This window comes from Klebsiella sp. K5-45, from assembly GCF_030128605.1.
In the GTDB taxonomy this organism is placed as follows: Bacteria; Pseudomonadota; Gammaproteobacteria; order Enterobacterales; family Enterobacteriaceae; genus Klebsiella; species Klebsiella quasipneumoniae.
The window spans coordinates 267,232-284,069 of record NZ_JAKUZW010000009.1 but is presented as its reverse complement, the minus strand read 5'-3'; the positions used below and the strand labels follow the sequence as shown (position 1 = coordinate 284,069).

The 16,838-nt window shown below is 59.9% G+C and carries 14 protein-coding genes; 8 read left to right on the top strand and 6 right to left on the bottom strand.

Features of this window, described 5'->3' with window-relative positions:
* Window positions 1-803: 803 nt before the first annotated feature.
* Together iolB and MKS11_RS20205 are read right to left on the bottom strand one after the other, a co-directional pair.
* Window positions 804-1,613 (bottom strand): 5-deoxy-glucuronate isomerase, encoded by an 810-nt coding sequence (gene iolB / locus MKS11_RS20210; protein ID WP_023291777.1) that lies wholly within the window; start codon window positions 1,611-1,613, stop codon window positions 804-806.
* An 18-nt stretch (window positions 1,614-1,631) separates the two neighbouring features.
* A complete protein-coding gene (locus MKS11_RS20205; protein ID WP_004146794.1) occupies window positions 1,632-3,137 on the bottom strand; it encodes a CoA-acylating methylmalonate-semialdehyde dehydrogenase in 1,506 nt (501 codons plus the stop codon).
* A gap of 351 nt (window positions 3,138-3,488) precedes the next feature.
* Here MKS11_RS20205 and MKS11_RS20200 point away from each other — a divergent pair, with 351 nt between their 5' ends.
* Both MKS11_RS20200 and MKS11_RS20195 read left to right on the top strand, forming a co-directional pair.
* Window positions 3,489-4,310 (top strand): TIM barrel protein, encoded by an 822-nt coding sequence (locus tag MKS11_RS20200; protein WP_023319606.1) that lies wholly within the window; start codon window positions 3,489-3,491, stop codon window positions 4,308-4,310.
* 97 nt (window positions 4,311-4,407) lie between these two features.
* Window positions 4,408-5,910, top strand: a complete 1,503-nt coding sequence (locus MKS11_RS20195) for a helicase HerA-like C-terminal domain-containing protein (protein WP_284109663.1) — start codon at window positions 4,408-4,410, stop codon at window positions 5,908-5,910.
* A 48-nt stretch (window positions 5,911-5,958) separates the two neighbouring features.
* On the opposite strand, the gene lptG is transcribed toward MKS11_RS20195, so the two are convergent.
* A complete protein-coding gene (gene lptG / locus MKS11_RS20190) occupies window positions 5,959-7,041 on the bottom strand; it encodes an LPS export ABC transporter permease LptG (RefSeq protein ID WP_002886956.1) in 1,083 nt (360 codons plus the stop codon).
* A complete protein-coding gene (lptF, locus tag MKS11_RS20185; protein ID WP_012969078.1) occupies window positions 7,041-8,138 on the bottom strand; it encodes an LPS export ABC transporter permease LptF in 1,098 nt (365 codons plus the stop codon). The genes lptG and lptF overlap by 1 nt, the downstream gene beginning before the upstream one ends.
* A gap of 389 nt (window positions 8,139-8,527) precedes the next feature.
* Here lptF and pepA point away from each other — a divergent pair, with 389 nt between their 5' ends.
* The 4 genes from pepA (at window position 8,528) to MKS11_RS20165 (ending at window position 14,082) form a co-directional block, all read left to right on the top strand.
* The gene (gene pepA / locus MKS11_RS20180; RefSeq protein WP_004206531.1) at window positions 8,528-10,039 is read left to right on the top strand and encodes a leucyl aminopeptidase; all 1,512 of its coding nucleotides are present in this window, start codon (window positions 8,528-8,530) and stop codon (window positions 10,037-10,039) included.
* Between the two features lie 121 nt (window positions 10,040-10,160).
* Entirely contained in the window at window positions 10,161-10,604 is a 444-nt protein-coding gene (gene holC, locus MKS11_RS20175; RefSeq protein WP_284109662.1) for a DNA polymerase III subunit chi, read from the top strand.
* A complete protein-coding gene (locus tag MKS11_RS20170) occupies window positions 10,604-13,459 on the top strand; it encodes a valine--tRNA ligase (protein WP_064187958.1) in 2,856 nt (951 codons plus the stop codon). Before holC ends, MKS11_RS20170 begins: the two co-directional genes overlap by 1 nt.
* Before the next feature lie 119 nt (window positions 13,460-13,578).
* Window positions 13,579-14,082, top strand: coding sequence for a GNAT family N-acetyltransferase (locus tag MKS11_RS20165; RefSeq protein WP_017900565.1), 504 nt, complete (start codon window positions 13,579-13,581; stop codon window positions 14,080-14,082).
* A gap of 279 nt (window positions 14,083-14,361) precedes the next feature.
* Here MKS11_RS20165 and miaE read toward each other — a convergent pair whose 3' ends face one another.
* Window positions 14,362-15,126, bottom strand: coding sequence for a tRNA isopentenyl-2-thiomethyl-A-37 hydroxylase MiaE (gene miaE, locus MKS11_RS20160; RefSeq protein WP_043519333.1), 765 nt, complete (start codon window positions 15,124-15,126; stop codon window positions 14,362-14,364).
* Between the two features lie 58 nt (window positions 15,127-15,184).
* On the bottom strand, window positions 15,185-15,607 hold the full coding sequence (gene rraB, locus MKS11_RS20155) for a ribonuclease E inhibitor RraB (RefSeq protein ID WP_004206524.1): 423 nt from the start codon (window positions 15,605-15,607) through the stop codon (window positions 15,185-15,187).
* Between the two features lie 98 nt (window positions 15,608-15,705).
* On the opposite strand from rraB, the gene argL reads away from it, so the two are divergent.
* Both argL and argF read left to right on the top strand, forming a co-directional pair.
* Window positions 15,706-15,801, top strand: a complete 96-nt coding sequence (gene argL / locus MKS11_RS27715) for a putative translational regulatory protein ArgL (protein ID WP_370736902.1) — start codon at window positions 15,706-15,708, stop codon at window positions 15,799-15,801.
* Complete coding sequence (gene argF, locus MKS11_RS20150; RefSeq protein ID WP_032456908.1) at window positions 15,771-16,775, top strand: ornithine carbamoyltransferase; 1,005 nt, start codon at window positions 15,771-15,773, stop codon at window positions 16,773-16,775. The genes argL and argF overlap by 31 nt, the downstream gene beginning before the upstream one ends.
* Window positions 16,776-16,838: the final 63 nt, after the last annotated feature.

Genomic DNA, 16,838 nt, shown 5'->3' with positions numbered 1-16,838 from the left:
CCGGATGAGCGTAGCGCCATCCGGCATAAGACGGGTATGGCGCCTGAGGTGTCCTCCCCGGCGGCGCTGCGCTTGCCGGGCGTGTGATATATGCGCCTGCGGGTCGCCGTAGACACTGTTATCGGTTTGCAACTTTCCCGGCCAGACAATGCGTTTATCACGTGTAACTTCAGCGAAATTTGCGCTCCCGGTTAATCGTCTGCGTTATGCCTGGCATGGCGCAGGGAGCGCACAGGGGGCGGCCAGTCGCCGCCGCCCCCTGTACCCCCGGGCTCCGGCCAGCAAAATCGCCGCTGCGCGGTCCCTTCGACTTATCCCTGCAGGCTTCGGGTCGGGCCGAGGCAGCGTCCCTGCAAAACACGGCCCTCAGCCCGCATCCATGCGGGCTGCCCCGGCCTTCCGGGAACGTCTCAGCGATTTTGAGGCCGTCAGCACCGGCAGTTTCAGTCGCGCAAGTGGGTAAATCAGGGACAGGTCGCAGGGACCCTGTAGGCCGGGCCAGGCACAGCCGCCACCCGACAACATCCCAGGTATCGAGTCTGATATCTTGTCCGGCGGCGCTGCGCTTGCCGGGCGTGGGGTATATGGGCTCAGGAGAGGATCCTGTAGGCCGGATAAGCGTAGCGCCATCCGGCATAAGACGGGTATGGCGCCTGAGGTGTCCTCCCCGGCAACGCTGCGCTTGCCGGGCCAGGGAGTGGGATTCCGCGGAGCGTTACGCTACAAATGTACCCGCTGCTCTCAAACAACAAGGCCGGTTAGCATCGCTAACCGGCCTTTTTTATCGGCGTCTGCGCGTCACGTTAGTCGTGGCGCGGATATTCCGGCGTGTTGATCCAGGCGTGGTCCTCTTCCCAGGTGAACAGCCATTTCCGATCCGGCCCGGCCATGACGTTCAGATAGTAGCTGTCGTAACCGGCAATCGCCGCCACCGGATGGTAACCGCGCGGCACCATCACCACATCGTGGTTATAGGGCGCCATGCAGGCGTCCAGGCTGCGGTCGTCGGTGTAGACCCGCTGGAAGGCAAAGCCCTGCGGCGGATCGAAGCGGTGATAGTAGGTCTCTTCCAGTTGCGTTTCTTTGCCCGGCTGGGCGGTATCGTGCTTATGCGACGGCCACGAGCTGGTGGCCCCTTCGTCGGTGTAGACTTCCACCACCAGCAGGCAATCCGCCTCGGCGCTGTCCGGCAGAATATTATGCACCCGACGCTGGTTGCGCCCTTTCCCACGATGCTCGACGCCGACGTCTTCCGGCCGAATAAGGCGTGCCGGGAAGCTGCCTTTGCCCGGCGCGCTACACACCGCCAGCTCCAGATCGGAATCGGCGGTCACCTCGACCCGATCCTGCGGCGGCACGTACACCGACCACGGCGGGGTGCGTTCAAACGGCGACATCCGTTTACCGAGATTCGGGAAATCGGCCTGCTGCGTTTTCACCGACGCCAGGCCGGCAACCAGCACCAGGCACAGCTCGCGGTCGCCGCTCTCCAGCGTCACGGTCTGCCCTTTTTTCAACATCCAGACATCAAAGCCGATATAGCGCCAACCGGCGCTTTGCGGCGTAATATGCTGGATCTGTCCCTCTTTTCGCGATTTAGCCAGTAACGACATGGCGCTCTCCTTCGCCGATTAACCTAACGTCGGCATGCTGAATTCAGATACGGTCTGCTGCCCTGCCGGCCAGCGTACGGTGGCGGTCTTCATGCGTGTGTAGAAGCGCACGCCGTCCGGCCCGTGAACGTTCAGCGCCCCGAACACTGAGCGCTTCCAGCCGCCAAAGCTGTGGAACGCCATCGGCACCGGGACCGGCACGTTCACCCCAACCATCCCCGCCTGCACGTCGTGGACGAATTCACGCGCGGTGTGGCCGTTGCTGGTGAAGACGGCGCTGCCGTTGCCAAACTCGTGGCTGTTGACCAGTTCGAGGGCGCTGTCATAGTCCGCCGCGCGCACAATCCCCAGCACCGGGCCAAAGATCTCTTCGCGCCAGATGGTCATCTCCGGGGTGACGTGATCGAACAGGGTGCCGCCGACATAATAGCCCGCGTCGTAACCCGGCACGCGCAGTTTGCGGCCATCGACCACCAGTTTTGCCCCTTCGCTTTCGCCTTTATCAATATAGCCGAGGACTTTTTTCTGGTGAGTATCAGAAACCACCGGCCCCATCTCGTTCTCTTCCTGGCCGCGCATACAGCCCGGGCCCACTTTCAGCGCCTCCACCAGCGGCTTCAGGCGGGCGATCAGTTTGTCGGCGGTTTCATCTCCCACCGCGACCACTACCGGCAGCGCCATGCAGCGCTCGCCTGCGGAACCGAAGGCGCCGCCCATAATGGCGTTAACGGTGGCGTCAAGATCGGCATCCGGCATCACTATCGCGTGGTTTTTGGCGGCGCCAAAGGCTTGCACGCGCTTGCCGTGGGCGCTGGCGGTCTTATAGATATACTCCGCCACGCCGGAGGAGCCAACGAAGCTCACTGCCGCAATGCGCGGGTCAGTGTACAGCTGCTCGGCATCTTCATTGCTGCAGTGCACGACGTTAAACACGCCGTCCGGCAGACCGGCCTCTTTCAGCAGCTCTGCCAGACGCACGGCGGCCGTCGGCGCCAACGCCGGCGGTTTGAGGACGAAGCTGTTGCCGCAGGCCAGCGCCAGCGGGAACATCCACATCGGCACCATCGCCGGGAAGTTGAACGGGGTGATCCCGGCCACCACGCCCAGCGGCTGCATCAGCGAATAGCTGTCGACGCCGGTGCCGACGTCAGAAGAGTATTCACCTTTAATCAGGTGCGGGATCCCGCAGGCGAATTCGACCACTTCCATGCCGCGGGTCAGCTCGCCCAGCGCATCCGACCACACTTTGCCGTGCTCGCTGACGATGATCCCCGCCAGCTCTTCCACGTGCTGCTCCAGCAGCATTTTGAAGTTGAACAGCACGCGGGCGCGGCGCAGCGGCGTGGTACGGGACCAGCTGTCAAACGCATCGCGAGCAACCTGAATCGCCTCAGAGACTTCCTGCGCGGTCGATACCGTGACTTCGCGCACCGCTTTGCCCGTCGCCGGATCGTACACCGGCATCGTTTCGTTGCTGCTGCTGATAACGGTTTTCCCGCCAATAAAGTTTCCTGTGATCGTCATGTTCTCGCCTCATAGTGAAGAGGGCCAGCGCACACCGGCCCGTCGCTGATTCTGCTGTGCTATAACCGTAGTAAAATGAAATTTATATTTCAACATTGTTGTGAAATGAAATTTCATTTTGGTGATAACAGTCGCATTTTGCGCTCACGCATCGCTTACACGCTTCCCCCATCGAGCCGCGCCGCCTCGTGATGCCAGGCTCCCCGTCCCGGTCGCTCCCGCCGCGGCGGCCGGGAATATTTTGCGAGGCAGCTCAAACAATCATCATTTTCATTCTTGCTTATTTTGGAATAAACGTTTTGACTGTTAGCCAATTGAACGAACCTAACCCTCTTCCGTCAGGAGTGTCCTATGGCCATCGCAATGCAACGTTTTTGTATTAACCGCAAAATCGCGCCAGCGCTCAGCATTGAAGCGTTTTTCCGTCTGGTGAACCGTCTGGGCCTGAATAAAGTCGAGCTGCGCAACGATTTACCCAGCGGGAAGGTGACCGACGATTTAAGCCATCAGCAGGTGCGCGAGCTGGCGGCGCGTTATCACATCGAGATCCTGACGATTAACGCGGTCTATCCCTTTAACCGCCGTAGCGAAGAGGTGCGGCAGCTGACCGAGTCGCTGCTGAAAGAGGCTCAGGCCATCGGCGCCAAATCGCTGGTGCTCTGCCCGCTCAACGACGGCAGCGAGGTGCCGGCCAGCGACACTCTGGGCGCCCTGCGCGATCTGGCCCCGCTGTTCGCCTTCTACGGCATCCACGGCCTGGTGGAGCCGCTGGGCTTCCCGCAAAGCTCGCTGCGATCGGCGCACCAGGCGCAGACGCTGATCCATGACGCGCGCGTGCCGTTTAAGCTGCTGATCGACACCTTCCATCACCATCTCTACCCGCAGGCGGCGGACGAGTTCAGTCAGGTGGAGGTAGCGGACATCGGGCTGGTCCACCTTTCCGGAGTGGACGATACCCGTCCGCGCGAGCAGCTCACCGATGCCGAGCGCATCATGCTGACACCGCAGGATCGTCTCGGCACCTGCGAGCAGGTTAAGGCCCTGGAAGCCCGCGGCTATCAGGGGATATACGCTTTTGAACCCTTCGCTCCCGAGCTGGCGCAGTGGAGCGAAGCGGATATCGAGCGCGAAATTGAGCAGAGCATCGCACTTATCCAACGCCACTGCGCCTGAGGCCTCTCGCGACAGCGTGCGCGGCGCGTGACGATTTCCCCAACGCCGGACGACGAGGTTGCCTATAATCGTCGCAGGATAAATGGAGGAATCGATCATGAGCTCACCCCTGTTGATTGCGCGCACGCTGGATAACGCGCTCTATTTGCTGCCCGCCATGGCCAACCGCCATGGGCTGATCACCGGTGCGACCGGCACCGGTAAAACCGTCACCCTGCAAAAGCTGGCTGAGTCGTTTTCGGAGATTGGCGTGCCGGTATTTATGGCGGACGTCAAGGGCGACCTGACCGGCATTGCCGCCGCGGGGCAGAGCTCAGAGAAACTGCAGGCGCGGCTGGAGAAGATCGGCGTCAGCGACTGGGAGCCGCACGCCAACCCGGTGGTGCTCTGGGATATCTTTGGCGAAAAGGGCCACCCGGTGCGGGCGACGGTCTCCGATCTTGGCCCTCTGCTGCTGGCGCGCCTGCTCAATCTCAATGAGGTGCAGAGCGGCGTGCTGAACATTATTTTCCGCATCGCGGACGACCGCGGCCTGCTGCTGCTCGACTTCAAAGACCTCCGCGCCATCACCCAGTTTATCGGCGACAACGCCAAATCTTTCCAGAATCAGTACGGCAATATCAGCAGCGCCTCGGTCGGCGCCATCCAGCGCGGGCTGTTGACCCTGGAGCAACAGGGCGCCGGGCACTTCTTCGGCGAGCCGATGCTGGATATTGCCGACTGGATGCGCGTCGATGCCAGTGGCAAAGGGGTAATCAATATCCTCAGCGCTGAAAAGCTCTACCAGATGCCGAAGCTCTACGCCGCCAGCCTGCTGTGGATGCTCTCCGAGCTGTACGAGCGCCTACCGGAGGCGGGCGATCTCGACAAGCCCAAACTGGTGTTCTTCTTCGATGAGGCGCATCTGCTGTTCAACGATGCGCCGCAGGTGCTGCTGGATAAAATCGAACAGGTGATCCGTCTTATCCGCTCCAAGGGCGTCGGCGTCTATTTTGTCTCGCAGAACCCGGCGGATATTCCCGACGCTGTGCTCGGCCAGTTGGGCAACCGTGTGCAGCACGCGCTGCGCGCCTTTACGCCGAAGGATCAGAAAGCGGTGAAAACCGCCGCCCAGACCATGCGCGCCAACCCGGCCTTCAGTACCGAACAGGCGATCCAGGAGCTGGGCACCGGCGAGGCGCTGATCTCCTTCCTCGATGAGAAAGGCAGTCCGTCGGTGGTCGAGCGGGCGATGGTTATCGCCCCCTGCTCGCGGATGGGGCCGGTCAGCGATGACGAGCGCAATGGCCTGCTGAATCACTCGCCGCTGTACGGCAAGTATGAAGAGGAGGTGGACCGCGAGTCGGCCTTCGAGATGCTGCAGCAAGGGGTGCAGGTCACTACCGAGCAGCAGTCGGCTCCGCCGGCGAAGGGTCAGCAGAGCGGAGAAGACGACGGGCTGCTCGGCGGCCTGAAAGATATCCTGTTCGGCAGCACCGGCCCGCGCGGCGGCAAACGCGACGGTATCGTGCAGACCGCGGCGAAAAGCGCAGTTCGCCAGGTCACCAATCAGATCGTCCGCGGCATGCTGGGCAGACTGCTGGGCGGACGCAAGCGCTAAAAAAAAGCCCCCTCATCAATGAGGGGGCTTAGGTTTCAGACTTACCCGCTAGGCCTTACGCATCATCAGCCAGAGGCTTATCAGGAAGAAGCTGGCGCTTGGCAACAGCGCGCCGATGATCGGCGGTATGCCGTACACCAGGGTCAGCGGGCCGAAAATCTGATCCAGCACGTAGAAGATAAAGCCGAAGCTAATCCCCGTCACTACCCGGACGCCCATCGGCACGCTACGCAGTGGGCCAAAGATAAACGACAGCGCCATCAGCATCATCACCGCCACTGACAGCGGCTGGAAGATTTTGCTCCACATATTGAGCTGGTAGCGTCCCGGATCCTGACCGCTGGATTTCAGGTATTTCACATAGTTGTGCAGCCCGCTGATCGACAGCGCATCCGGATCCAGGGCAACCACGCCGAGCTTGTCCGGCGTCAGGTTGGTTTTCCAGGTACCGCTCACCATCTGCGACCCGGTCACCTGCTTCGGATCGGTCAGATCGGATTCATCCACCTGCGACAGGCGCCACACTTTATTCTCGCTATCGAATTTTGCCGAGGCGGCATAGCGCACCGACTGTAAACGACGCTCCGGGTTGAAGGCATAAATGCTGACGCCCCCCAGCTCATCGTTACCTTTCACCCGTTCGATATAGACAAAGTTATGGCCATCTTTCGCCCACAGCCCCTGCTGGGTGGAAAGTAGCGAACCGCCGTACATCTGCTGGGCGCGGTAGTTGCGCGCCATCTGTTCGCCCTGCGGCGCCACCCACTCGCCGATCGCCATGGTCAGCAGCACCAGCGGGATAGCGGTTTTCATCACCGCCAGCGCCACCTGCAGCCGGGTGAAACCGGACGCCTGCATCACCACCAGCTCGCTGCGCTGGGCCAGCATCCCCAGCCCCAGCAGCGCGCCAAGCAGCGCCGCCATTGGGAAGAAGATCTGGATGTCTTTCGGCACGCTGAGGATGGTATAGAGGCCGGCGCCCAGCGCGTCGTAACTGCCCTGCCCGGACTTTTTCAGCTGATCGACAAACTTGATAATGCCGGAGAGCGACACCAGCATGAACAGCGTCATCATGATGGTGTTGAAAATCGTCTTACCGATATAACGGTCAAGTACGCCAAACGCCTGCATCAGGCCGCTCCTTTATTAAAACGGGCGCGGAAGCGGCGCATCGGCACCGTGTCCCACAGGTTTAACAGCACCGCCAGCGCAAAATAGAGCAGGTTGATCGCCCACATCCAGATAGCCGGGTCCATTTTGCCTTTGCCGCCGTTCGACTTAATCGAGGTCTGCAGCAGGAAGAACACCAGGTAGAGCAGCATCGCCGGCAGCATCGACAGCACGCGGCCCTGGCGCGGGTTCACCACGCTGAGGGGCACCACCATCAGCGCCATAATGAAGACCGTCGCCACCAGCGTGAAGCGCCAGTGCAGTTCGGCGCGCGCGCGGTCGGTGTGGGTCTGCCACAGAGTGCGCATATCCATCTGTTCGGTGTCGTCCGGATCGGAGGTCACCGCCTGGTGGCCGATAATGGCCTGATAGTTATTGAAATCGGTAATGCGGAAATCGCGCAGCATCGCGGTGCCTTCAAAGCGGGTGCCCTTGTTGAGGGTCACCACCTGCGAACCGTCTTTCTGCTGCGACAGCTCGCCGGAATCCGCCACCACCACGGAGGGGCGCGCGTTGCCTTTCGGACGCAGCTGGGCAAGGAAGACGTCATGGAAGCGGTTGCCGTTGACGCTCTCGATAAACATCACCGCGTTACCATCGCTGGCCTGCTGGAACTGGCCCTGGGCCAGAGCGGCCATGCCGGGGTTAGCCTTGGCTTCCGCCAGCACTTCATCCTGATGGCGCGACGACCACGGCCCCGCCCACATCACGTTGACCGCCGCCACCGCGCCGGTGAACAGCGCGAGGATCATCGCCGCCTTGATCAGCACGGCTTTACTCAAGCCGCAGGCGTGCATCACCGTAATTTCGCTTTCGGTGTACAGCTTGCCGAGGGTCATCAGCAGGCCAAGGAACAGACTTAACGGCAGGATAAGCTGCGCCATCTCCGGGATGCCGAGCCCCAACAGCGAGAGCACCAGATTGGTTGGGATATCGCCATCCACCGCAGCGCCGAGGATCCTGACTAATTTCTGACAAAAGAAAATCAGTAACAGGATGAATAGGATCGCCAACTGGCTTTTCAGCGTCTCACGAACCAGATATCTTATGATTATCACTATAAATACGCCCGTAAAAACCCGTTTTAGTGCAGGAAAATTGCTTGTTTCATGGCTTAAACGTCATTTATTCTCTTTGGTCGTCGAAAACGTCGCTAAGATTAAATGACTCATCGGTTCTGCATGTCAGGATCTTTTCTGACGAACCCAGGCCTTAATAACGTTAAGATTAACACGAAGTCACCGCAACAGCGGATATGAGTTACGAAAGCTTGCAATTATATACTCAATGGATTTCGAGTTGTAAGAAGGCAGCAGGGCTGTGGCCCCTGGCGCGCACAATGTGCCACGTCAGGGTAAGCAGGCGCAGCCGGCGCATCTGCAACTTGAAAGGCGACGAGTATAGCCGTAGCCACCACTGTTGTCTTTAAGATTCAGGAGCATAGTGCATGGAGTTCAGTGTAAAAAGCGGTAGCCCGGAGAAGCAGCGGAGCGCCTGTATCGTGGTCGGCGTCTTTGAACCACGTCGCCTCTCCCCCATCGCCGAACAACTCGATAAAATCAGCGACGGCTACATCAGCGCCCTGCTGCGTCGCGGCGAGCTGGAAGGCAAACCTGGCCAGACGTTATTGCTGCACCATGTGCCAAACATTTTGTCTGAGCGCATTCTGCTGATTGGCTGCGGCAAAGAGCGCGAACTGGATGAGCGTCAGTACAAGCAGGTCATCCAGAAAACCATCAATACCCTGAATGATACCGGTTCAATGGAGGCGGTCTGCTTCCTGACCGAGCTGCACGTCAAGGGCCGTAACAACTACTGGAAAGTTCGCCAGGCCGTTGAAACCGCCAAAGAGACGCTGTACAGCTTCGACCAGCTGAAGACCAACAAAAGCGAGCCGCGTCGCCCGCTGCGTAAAATGGTCTTTAACGTGCCGACCCGTCGCGAGCTGACCAGCGGCGAACGCGCCATTCAGCACGGGCTGGCGATCGCCGCCGGCATCAAAGCGGCGAAAGATCTCGGCAACATGCCGCCGAACATCTGTAACGCCGCCTATCTGGCCTCCCAGGCACGCCAGCTGGCCGATACCTATAGCAAAAACGTTATCACCCGCGTGATCGGCGAACAGCAGATGCGCGAGCTGGGAATGAACGCCTACCTCGCCGTCGGCAACGGTTCGCAGAACGAGTCGCTGATGTCGGTCATCGAGTATAAAGGCAACCCGTCGGAAGACGCGCGCCCTATCGTGCTGGTCGGTAAAGGCCTGACCTTCGACTCCGGCGGCATCTCCATCAAGCCGGCTGAAGGCATGGACGAGATGAAGTACGACATGTGCGGCGCCGCGGCGGTGTACGGGGTGATGCGGATGGTTGCTGAGCTGCAGCTGCCGCTGAACGTGATCGGCGTGCTGGCGGGCTGTGAAAACATGCCTGGCGGTCGCGCGTATCGCCCGGGCGATGTTCTGACCACCATGTCCGGCCAGACGGTGGAAGTGCTGAACACCGACGCCGAAGGCCGTCTGGTGCTGTGCGATGTGCTGACCTACGTTGAGCGCTTCGAGCCGGAAGCGGTTATCGATGTGGCGACGCTTACCGGCGCCTGCGTGATTGCCCTCGGCCATCACATCACCGGCCTGATGTCGAACCATAACCCGCTGGCCCATGAGCTGATCGGCGCCTCCGAACTGGCCGGCGACCGCGCATGGCGTCTGCCGCTGGCCGATGAGTTCCAGGACCAGCTGGAATCCAACTTTGCCGATATGGCGAATATCGGCGGCCGTCCTGGCGGCGCGATCACCGCCGGCTGCTTCCTGTCGCGCTTCACCCGCAAGTACAACTGGGCGCACCTCGACATCGCCGGCACCGCCTGGCGTTCCGGCAAAGCCAAAGGCGCCACCGGTCGTCCGGTCGCTCTGCTGTCGCAGTTCCTGCTCAATCGCGCGGGTTTTAACGGCGAAGAGTGATTGCCGTCTGATGCCCGGTGGCGCTACGCTTACCGGGCCTACGGAAAGATGCCGTTTGTAGGCCGGGTAAGCGTAGCGCCACCCGGCTTTGCATTTAAATCCACGACAAGAAGCCCCATATATGAAGAATGCAACGTTCTACCTTCTGGACAACGAAGACACCGTCGACGGCCTGAGCGCCGTCGAGCAGCTGGTGTGTGACATTGCCGCAGAACGTTGGCGCAACGGCAAGCGCGTCCGGATCGCCTGTGAAGATGAGCAGCAGGCGATTCGTCTCGATGAGGCGCTGTGGTCGCGGCCGCCGGAGAGCTTTGTGCCGCACAATCTGGCGGGCGAAGGCCCGCGAGGCGGCGCGCCGGTGGAGATTGCCTGGCCGCAAAAGCGCAACAGCAGCCCGCGGGATATTCTGATCAGCCTGCGGCTTAACTTTGCAGATTTTGCCACCGCTTTCACAGAAGTGATAGACTTTGTCCCTTACGAAGAAAATCTGAAACAACTGGCGCGCGAACGCTATAAGGCGTACCGCATGGCTGGTTTCAACCTGAACACGGCAACCTGGAAATAATGGAAAAGACATACAACCCACAAGATATCGAACAGCCGCTTTACGAGCACTGGGAAAAGCAGGGCTATTTCAAACCGAATGGTGATGAAAGCCAGGAGAGCTTCTGCATCATGATCCCGCCGCCGAACGTCACCGGCAGTTTGCATATGGGTCATGCCTTCCAGCAAACCATCATGGATACCATGATTCGCTACCAGCGCATGCAGGGCAAAAACACCCTGTGGCAGGCGGGGACCGACCACGCGGGTATCGCTACCCAGATGGTGGTTGAGCGTAAGATTGCCGCTGAAGAAGGGAAAACCCGCCACGACTACGGCCGCGACGCCTTCATCGACAAAATCTGGCAGTGGAAAGCGGAATCCGGCGGCACCATTACCCGTCAGATGCGCCGTCTCGGCAACTCCGTGGATTGGGAGCGCGAGCGCTTCACCATGGACGAGGGGCTTTCCAATGCCGTGAAAGAAGTCTTTGTTCGCCTGTACAAAGAAGATCTGATCTACCGCGGTAAACGCCTGGTTAACTGGGACCCGAAACTGCGCACCGCCATTTCCGACCTCGAAGTGGAAAACCGCGAATCGAAAGGTTCGATGTGGCACATCCGCTACCCGCTGGCCGATGGCGCGAAAACCGCTGACGGTAAAGACTACCTGGTGGTCGCCACTACCCGTCCGGAAACCCTGCTGGGCGATACCGGCGTGGCCGTTAACCCGGAAGATCAGCGCTACAAAGATCTGATTGGCAAATTCGTGGTGCTGCCGCTGGTAAACCGCCGCATCCCGATCGTGGGCGACGAACACGCCGACATGGAGAAAGGCACCGGCTGCGTGAAGATCACCCCGGCGCACGACTTTAACGACTACGAAGTGGGTCGTCGTCACCAGCTGCCGATGATCAACATCCTGACCTTTGACGGCGACATCCGCGAAAGCGCGGAAGTGTACGACACCAAAGGCAATGAATCTGACGTCTACTCCAGCGAGATCCCGGCGGAGTTCCAGAAACTGGAACGCTTCGCGGCGCGTAAAGCCGTCGTTGCGGCGGTTGACGCCCTCGGCCTGCTGGAAGAGATCAAACCGCACGACCTGACCGTCCCTTACGGCGACCGCGGCGGCGTGGTTATCGAACCGATGCTGACCGACCAGTGGTACGTGCGCGCGGACGTGCTGGCCAAGCCGGCGGTGGAAGCCGTTGAAAACGGCGACATCCAGTTCGTGCCGAAGCAGTACGAAAACATGTACTTCTCCTGGATGCGCGATATTCAGGACTGGTGTATCTCCCGTCAGCTGTGGTGGGGTCACCGCATTCCGGCATGGTATGACAACGACGGCAACGTCTACGTGGGCCGTAGCGAAGACGAAGTGCGTCAGGAAAACAACCTGAGCGCCGACGTTGCGCTGCGTCAGGACGAAGACGTTCTCGATACCTGGTTCTCCTCCGCGCTGTGGACCTTCTCCACCCTCGGCTGGCCGGAAAACACCGACGCCCTGCGTCAGTTCCACCCAACCAGCGTGATGGTGTCCGGCTTCGACATCATCTTCTTCTGGATCGCCCGCATGATCATGATGACCATGCACTTCATCAAAGATGAAAACGGTAAACCGCAGGTTCCGTTTAAGACCGTCTACATGACTGGTCTGATCCGCGATGACGAAGGCCAGAAGATGTCCAAATCCAAGGGTAACGTTATTGACCCGCTGGATATGGTTGACGGCATCACCCTGCCGGAGCTGCTGGAGAAACGTACCGGCAACATGATGCAGCCGCAGCTGGCGGAGAAAATCCGTAAGCGCACCGAGAAACAGTTCCCGAACGGCATCGAGCCGCACGGCACCGACGCCCTGCGCTTTACCCTGGCGGCGCTGGCCTCTACCGGCCGCGACATCAACTGGGATATGAAGCGTCTGGAAGGTTACCGTAACTTCTGTAACAAGCTGTGGAACGCCAGCCGCTTTGTGCTGATGAACACCGAAGATCAGGATTGCGGCTTCAACGGCGGCGAGATGGTGCTCTCCCTGGCCGACCGCTGGATCCTTGCGGAATTCAACCACACCGTCAAAGCGTATCGCGAAGCGCTGGATAACTTCCGCTTCGATATCGCCGCCGGCATCCTGTATGAGTTCACCTGGAACCAGTTCTGCGACTGGTACCTGGAACTGACCAAGCCGGTCATGAACGGCGGCAGCGAAGCGGAGCTGCGCGGCACTCGCCATACGCTGGTGACTGTGCTGGAAGGTCTGCTGCGCCTGGCGCATCCGATCATTCCGTTCATCACCGAGACCATCTGGCAGCGCGTGAAGGTCATCTGCGGGATCACCGCCGACACCATCATGCTGCAGCCGTTCCCGCAGTACGATGCCTCTCAGGTGGACGACGCGGCGCTGGCCGACACCGAATGGCTGAAGCAGGCGATCGTCGCCGTGCGTAACATCCGTGCGGAAATGAACATCGCTCCGGGCAAACCGCTGGAACTGCTGCTGCGCGGCTGCAGCAAAGAGGCCGAGCGTCGCGTGAACGACAACCGCAGCTTCCTGCTGAATCTGGCGCGTCTGGAAAGCATTACCGTGCTGCCTGCCGAGGATAAAGGTCCGGTCTCGGTGACCAAGATCGTCGACGGCGCCGAACTGCTGATCCCGATGGCGGGCCTCATCAACAAAGAAGATGAGCTGGCGCGTCTGGCGAAAGAAGTGGCGAAAATCGAAGGCGAGATTGGCCGCATCGAAAGCAAGCTGGCCAACGAGGGCTTTGTGGCCCGCGCGCCGGAAGCGGTGATCGCCAAAGAGCGCGAGAAGCTGGAAGGCTACGCGGAAGCGAAAGCGAAGCTGATTGAACAGCAGGCGGTGATCGCCGCGCTGTAACCCTCCCGCCCCTTGCCACCCGGCAAGGGGCGTTTTTATGAAACATCCTCGCTTGCGCTCTCCCCTGCCGCGATGTTATTAACATCATCATTCGTCTTTTTTGGGTAATGAGTCATTGTATGAATACGAGCGTCCCCGCGGCGACGTTGCTGCGTCGCATTACGGCGGCAGACAATCCCGCCATCGCCAGGGTCATCCGTCAGGTCTCCGCTGAATACGGCCTGACCGCCGATAAAGGCTATACGGTCGCCGACCCGAATCTCGATGAGCTGTATGAGCTGTACAGCCAGCCCGGCTCCGCCTACTGGGTGGTGGAGAAAGAGGGAGAAGTGGTTGGCGGCGGCGGCGTCGCGCCGCTCGCCTGCAGCGAGCCGGATATCTGCGAGCTGCAGAAAATGTATTTTATGACCAGCGCCCGCGGCCAGGGGCTGGCGAAGAAGCTGGCGCTGCTGGCGCTGGACTACGCCCGCGAGCAGGGCTTTAAACGCTGCTATCTGGAAACCACCGCCTTCCTGACGGAGGCGATCGGCTTATATGAGCATCTTGGCTTCGAACATATTGACGGTCCGCTGGGCTGCACCGGCCACGTGGACTGCGAAGTGCGGATGCTGAAAACGCTGTAGCGCCTCGATATCGCAGGCGTCCCCGGTAGCGCTACGCTTACCGGGGCTACAGTTCGGTAGCCCGGCTAAGCGCAGCGCTACCGGGGTATGTCCCGGATGGCACTGCTGGCACCTTACCCGTGCTCGCGGTGCCGTTTTTTTGTCGGGTGGCGGCTAACGCCTTACCCGACCTACGGCCCGTACCATTGCGAGCTGAAGCTCTCAACGCTATCTCTCCCATGGCTACTGAAACTGCCGGTGTTAGTGGCTACCGGGGCTACAGGGGCCGAATAGCGTGGGCTACGCCGCCGCCGGCACGCCGCTGTGAAAGCGGAACTCAGCCTCCGGACGGAGGATCAGCGCCGCTTCCGCCTCGCCGAGCTGGCGTACCCGCTCGCTGATATCTTCTCCGGCAATCTTCTGCGCCAGATCCAGGTAGTCCTGATAGTGACGCGCTTCCGAGCGCAGCAGCGACAGATAGAACTTCTGCAGATCGTCGTCCAGCCACGGCGCCAGCGCCGCAAAGCGCTCACAGGAGCGGGCCTCGATATAGGCGCCGCAGATGAGCTTATCGATCAGCATCACCGGCTCATGTGAGCGCACTTCGCGCCGCAGGCCGCGGGCATAGTTGCTGGCGGTGATTTTGACATAGGGGATATCGCGCGCCAGCATCATCTCCCGCACTTGCCAGAAGTGATGCAGCTCCTCTTTAATCAGCAAAATCATGCTGTCCAGCAGCTGACGGCCCCATGGGTCGTCGGTCTGCGGCATGGCGCTTTTGTTGATCCGCTTATGCAGAGCGACAAAATCCGGCTCCGGCCCCCGGCGGTAGGTGAAGTCTTCATACGGCTTCAGGCAGTCCAGAAGCTCATCGGCGTCGGCTTTATCCGCGACGTAGCGACGCACCAGCAGCATGGCGTTCTGCGCCGCTTTCAGTTCGCACACCATATGGTCGGTCAGCAGCAGCGGCAGGTTTTCCGGCTTGCGGGCTTCGTCAATCCACGCCTGCGGCGTCGGGCAGTGCAGGAAGTTGATAATCGGGGAGAGTATCTGCGGGTAATCCATGGAAGTTCCTTGCTATACGGCGGCTGGCGCCGCCGTATCCATCTACAACATCTGCGACTTAGTGACGAACACCATCGTCGTCTTCATCGACAAAATCTTCGTCATCATCGCCGTCTTCTTCGCCGTTGGGGTCCTCATAGTAGGTGCCCCAACCGTCATACTCGACGTCAAATTTTTCTGCCAGCGTCATCAGCTGTTCCACCTGGGCATCGATCAGTTCTGCGTTCAGGGCGCATTCGCTCAGAATATCGCAGCAGATGACCACTTCACCCTCTTCCACTTCCAGCTCTTCGGGCTCGGTTACTTCGTAGCCCAGCTTAAAGGCTTCCACCGCCACTTTCTCCAGGGTTTCGAAATCGTCTGCAGAGAGGTGATGCTCAATCGTGTACAGTGCGTCCGGATCGCTGCCATCCTCCAGCAGCTCTTCGATAATCAGACGCGTCTCTTCACGCTGTTCTTCCAGGTGTTCCGGGTTTGCCATGGCTCGTTCCTCATAATGTGCGGCAGTTATCCCTATTGTCACATACCGCCGTCATTGCCTCCACTTCTCAGTGAAAGATTTCGATCACAGACTTGCAAATGAATATTCATACATATAAATTGAATTTTAATTCAATTAGTGGCCTATGCCAGGTGAGGGAACCATGTCTGCGTTTTACCAGAAGCATTTTTTAAAGTTACTCGATTTTACGCCTGCAGAAATCACCGCCCTGCTCGAGCTGGCGGCAAAGCTGAAAGCCGATAAGAAAAACGGTATCGAAGTCCAGAAACTGGCAGGGAAAAACATCGCGCTCATCTTCGAAAAAGACTCAACCCGTACACGATGCTCTTTCGAAGTTGCCGCATACGATCAGGGCGCCCGCGTGACCTACCTGGGGCCCAGCGGCAGCCAGATTGGCCATAAAGAGTCGATCAAGGACACCGCCCGTGTGCTCGGACGGATGTACGACGGCATTCAGTATCGCGGCCACGGCCAGGAAGTGGTGGAGACCCTGGCGCAATATGCCGGCGTGCCGGTATGGAACGGCCTCACCAACGAGTACCACCCTACCCAGCTGCTGGCGGACCTGCTGACCATGAAAGAGCACCTGCCGGGCAAAGCCTTTAACCAGATGACGCTGGTCTACGCCGGCGACGCGCGCAACAACATGGGCAATTCGATGCTGGAAGCCGCCGCGTTGACCGGTCTGGATCTGCGCCTGGTGGCGCCATCGGCCTGCTGGCCGGAGGCCGCGCTGGTGGAAACCTGTACCGCGTTGGCGAAACAGCAGGGCGGCAACATCACCCTGACGGAAGATATCGCCGCGGGGGTGAAAGGCGCCGATTTTATCTATACCGACGTCTGGGTCTCAATGGGCGAGGCGAAGGAAAAATGGGCCGAACGTATCGCCCTGCTGCGCGACTATCAGGTTAACAGCGCGATGCTGGCGCTGACCGGCAATCCGCAGGTCAAGTTCCTCCACTGCCTGCCGGCGTTCCATGACGACCAGACCACGCTGGGCAAACAGATGGCGGCCGATTACGGCCTGCACGGCGGCATGGAAGTGACTGACGAGGTGTTTGAGTCGGCGGCAAGCGTGGTCTTTGACCAGGCGGAAAACCGGATGCACACCATCAAAGCGGTGATGGTGGCGACGCTGAGCAAATAGTCCTTCGCTCGCCGTCAAATCCCGGATCGCTCGGCGCGTATCCGGGATACCGCCCGTCAGGGC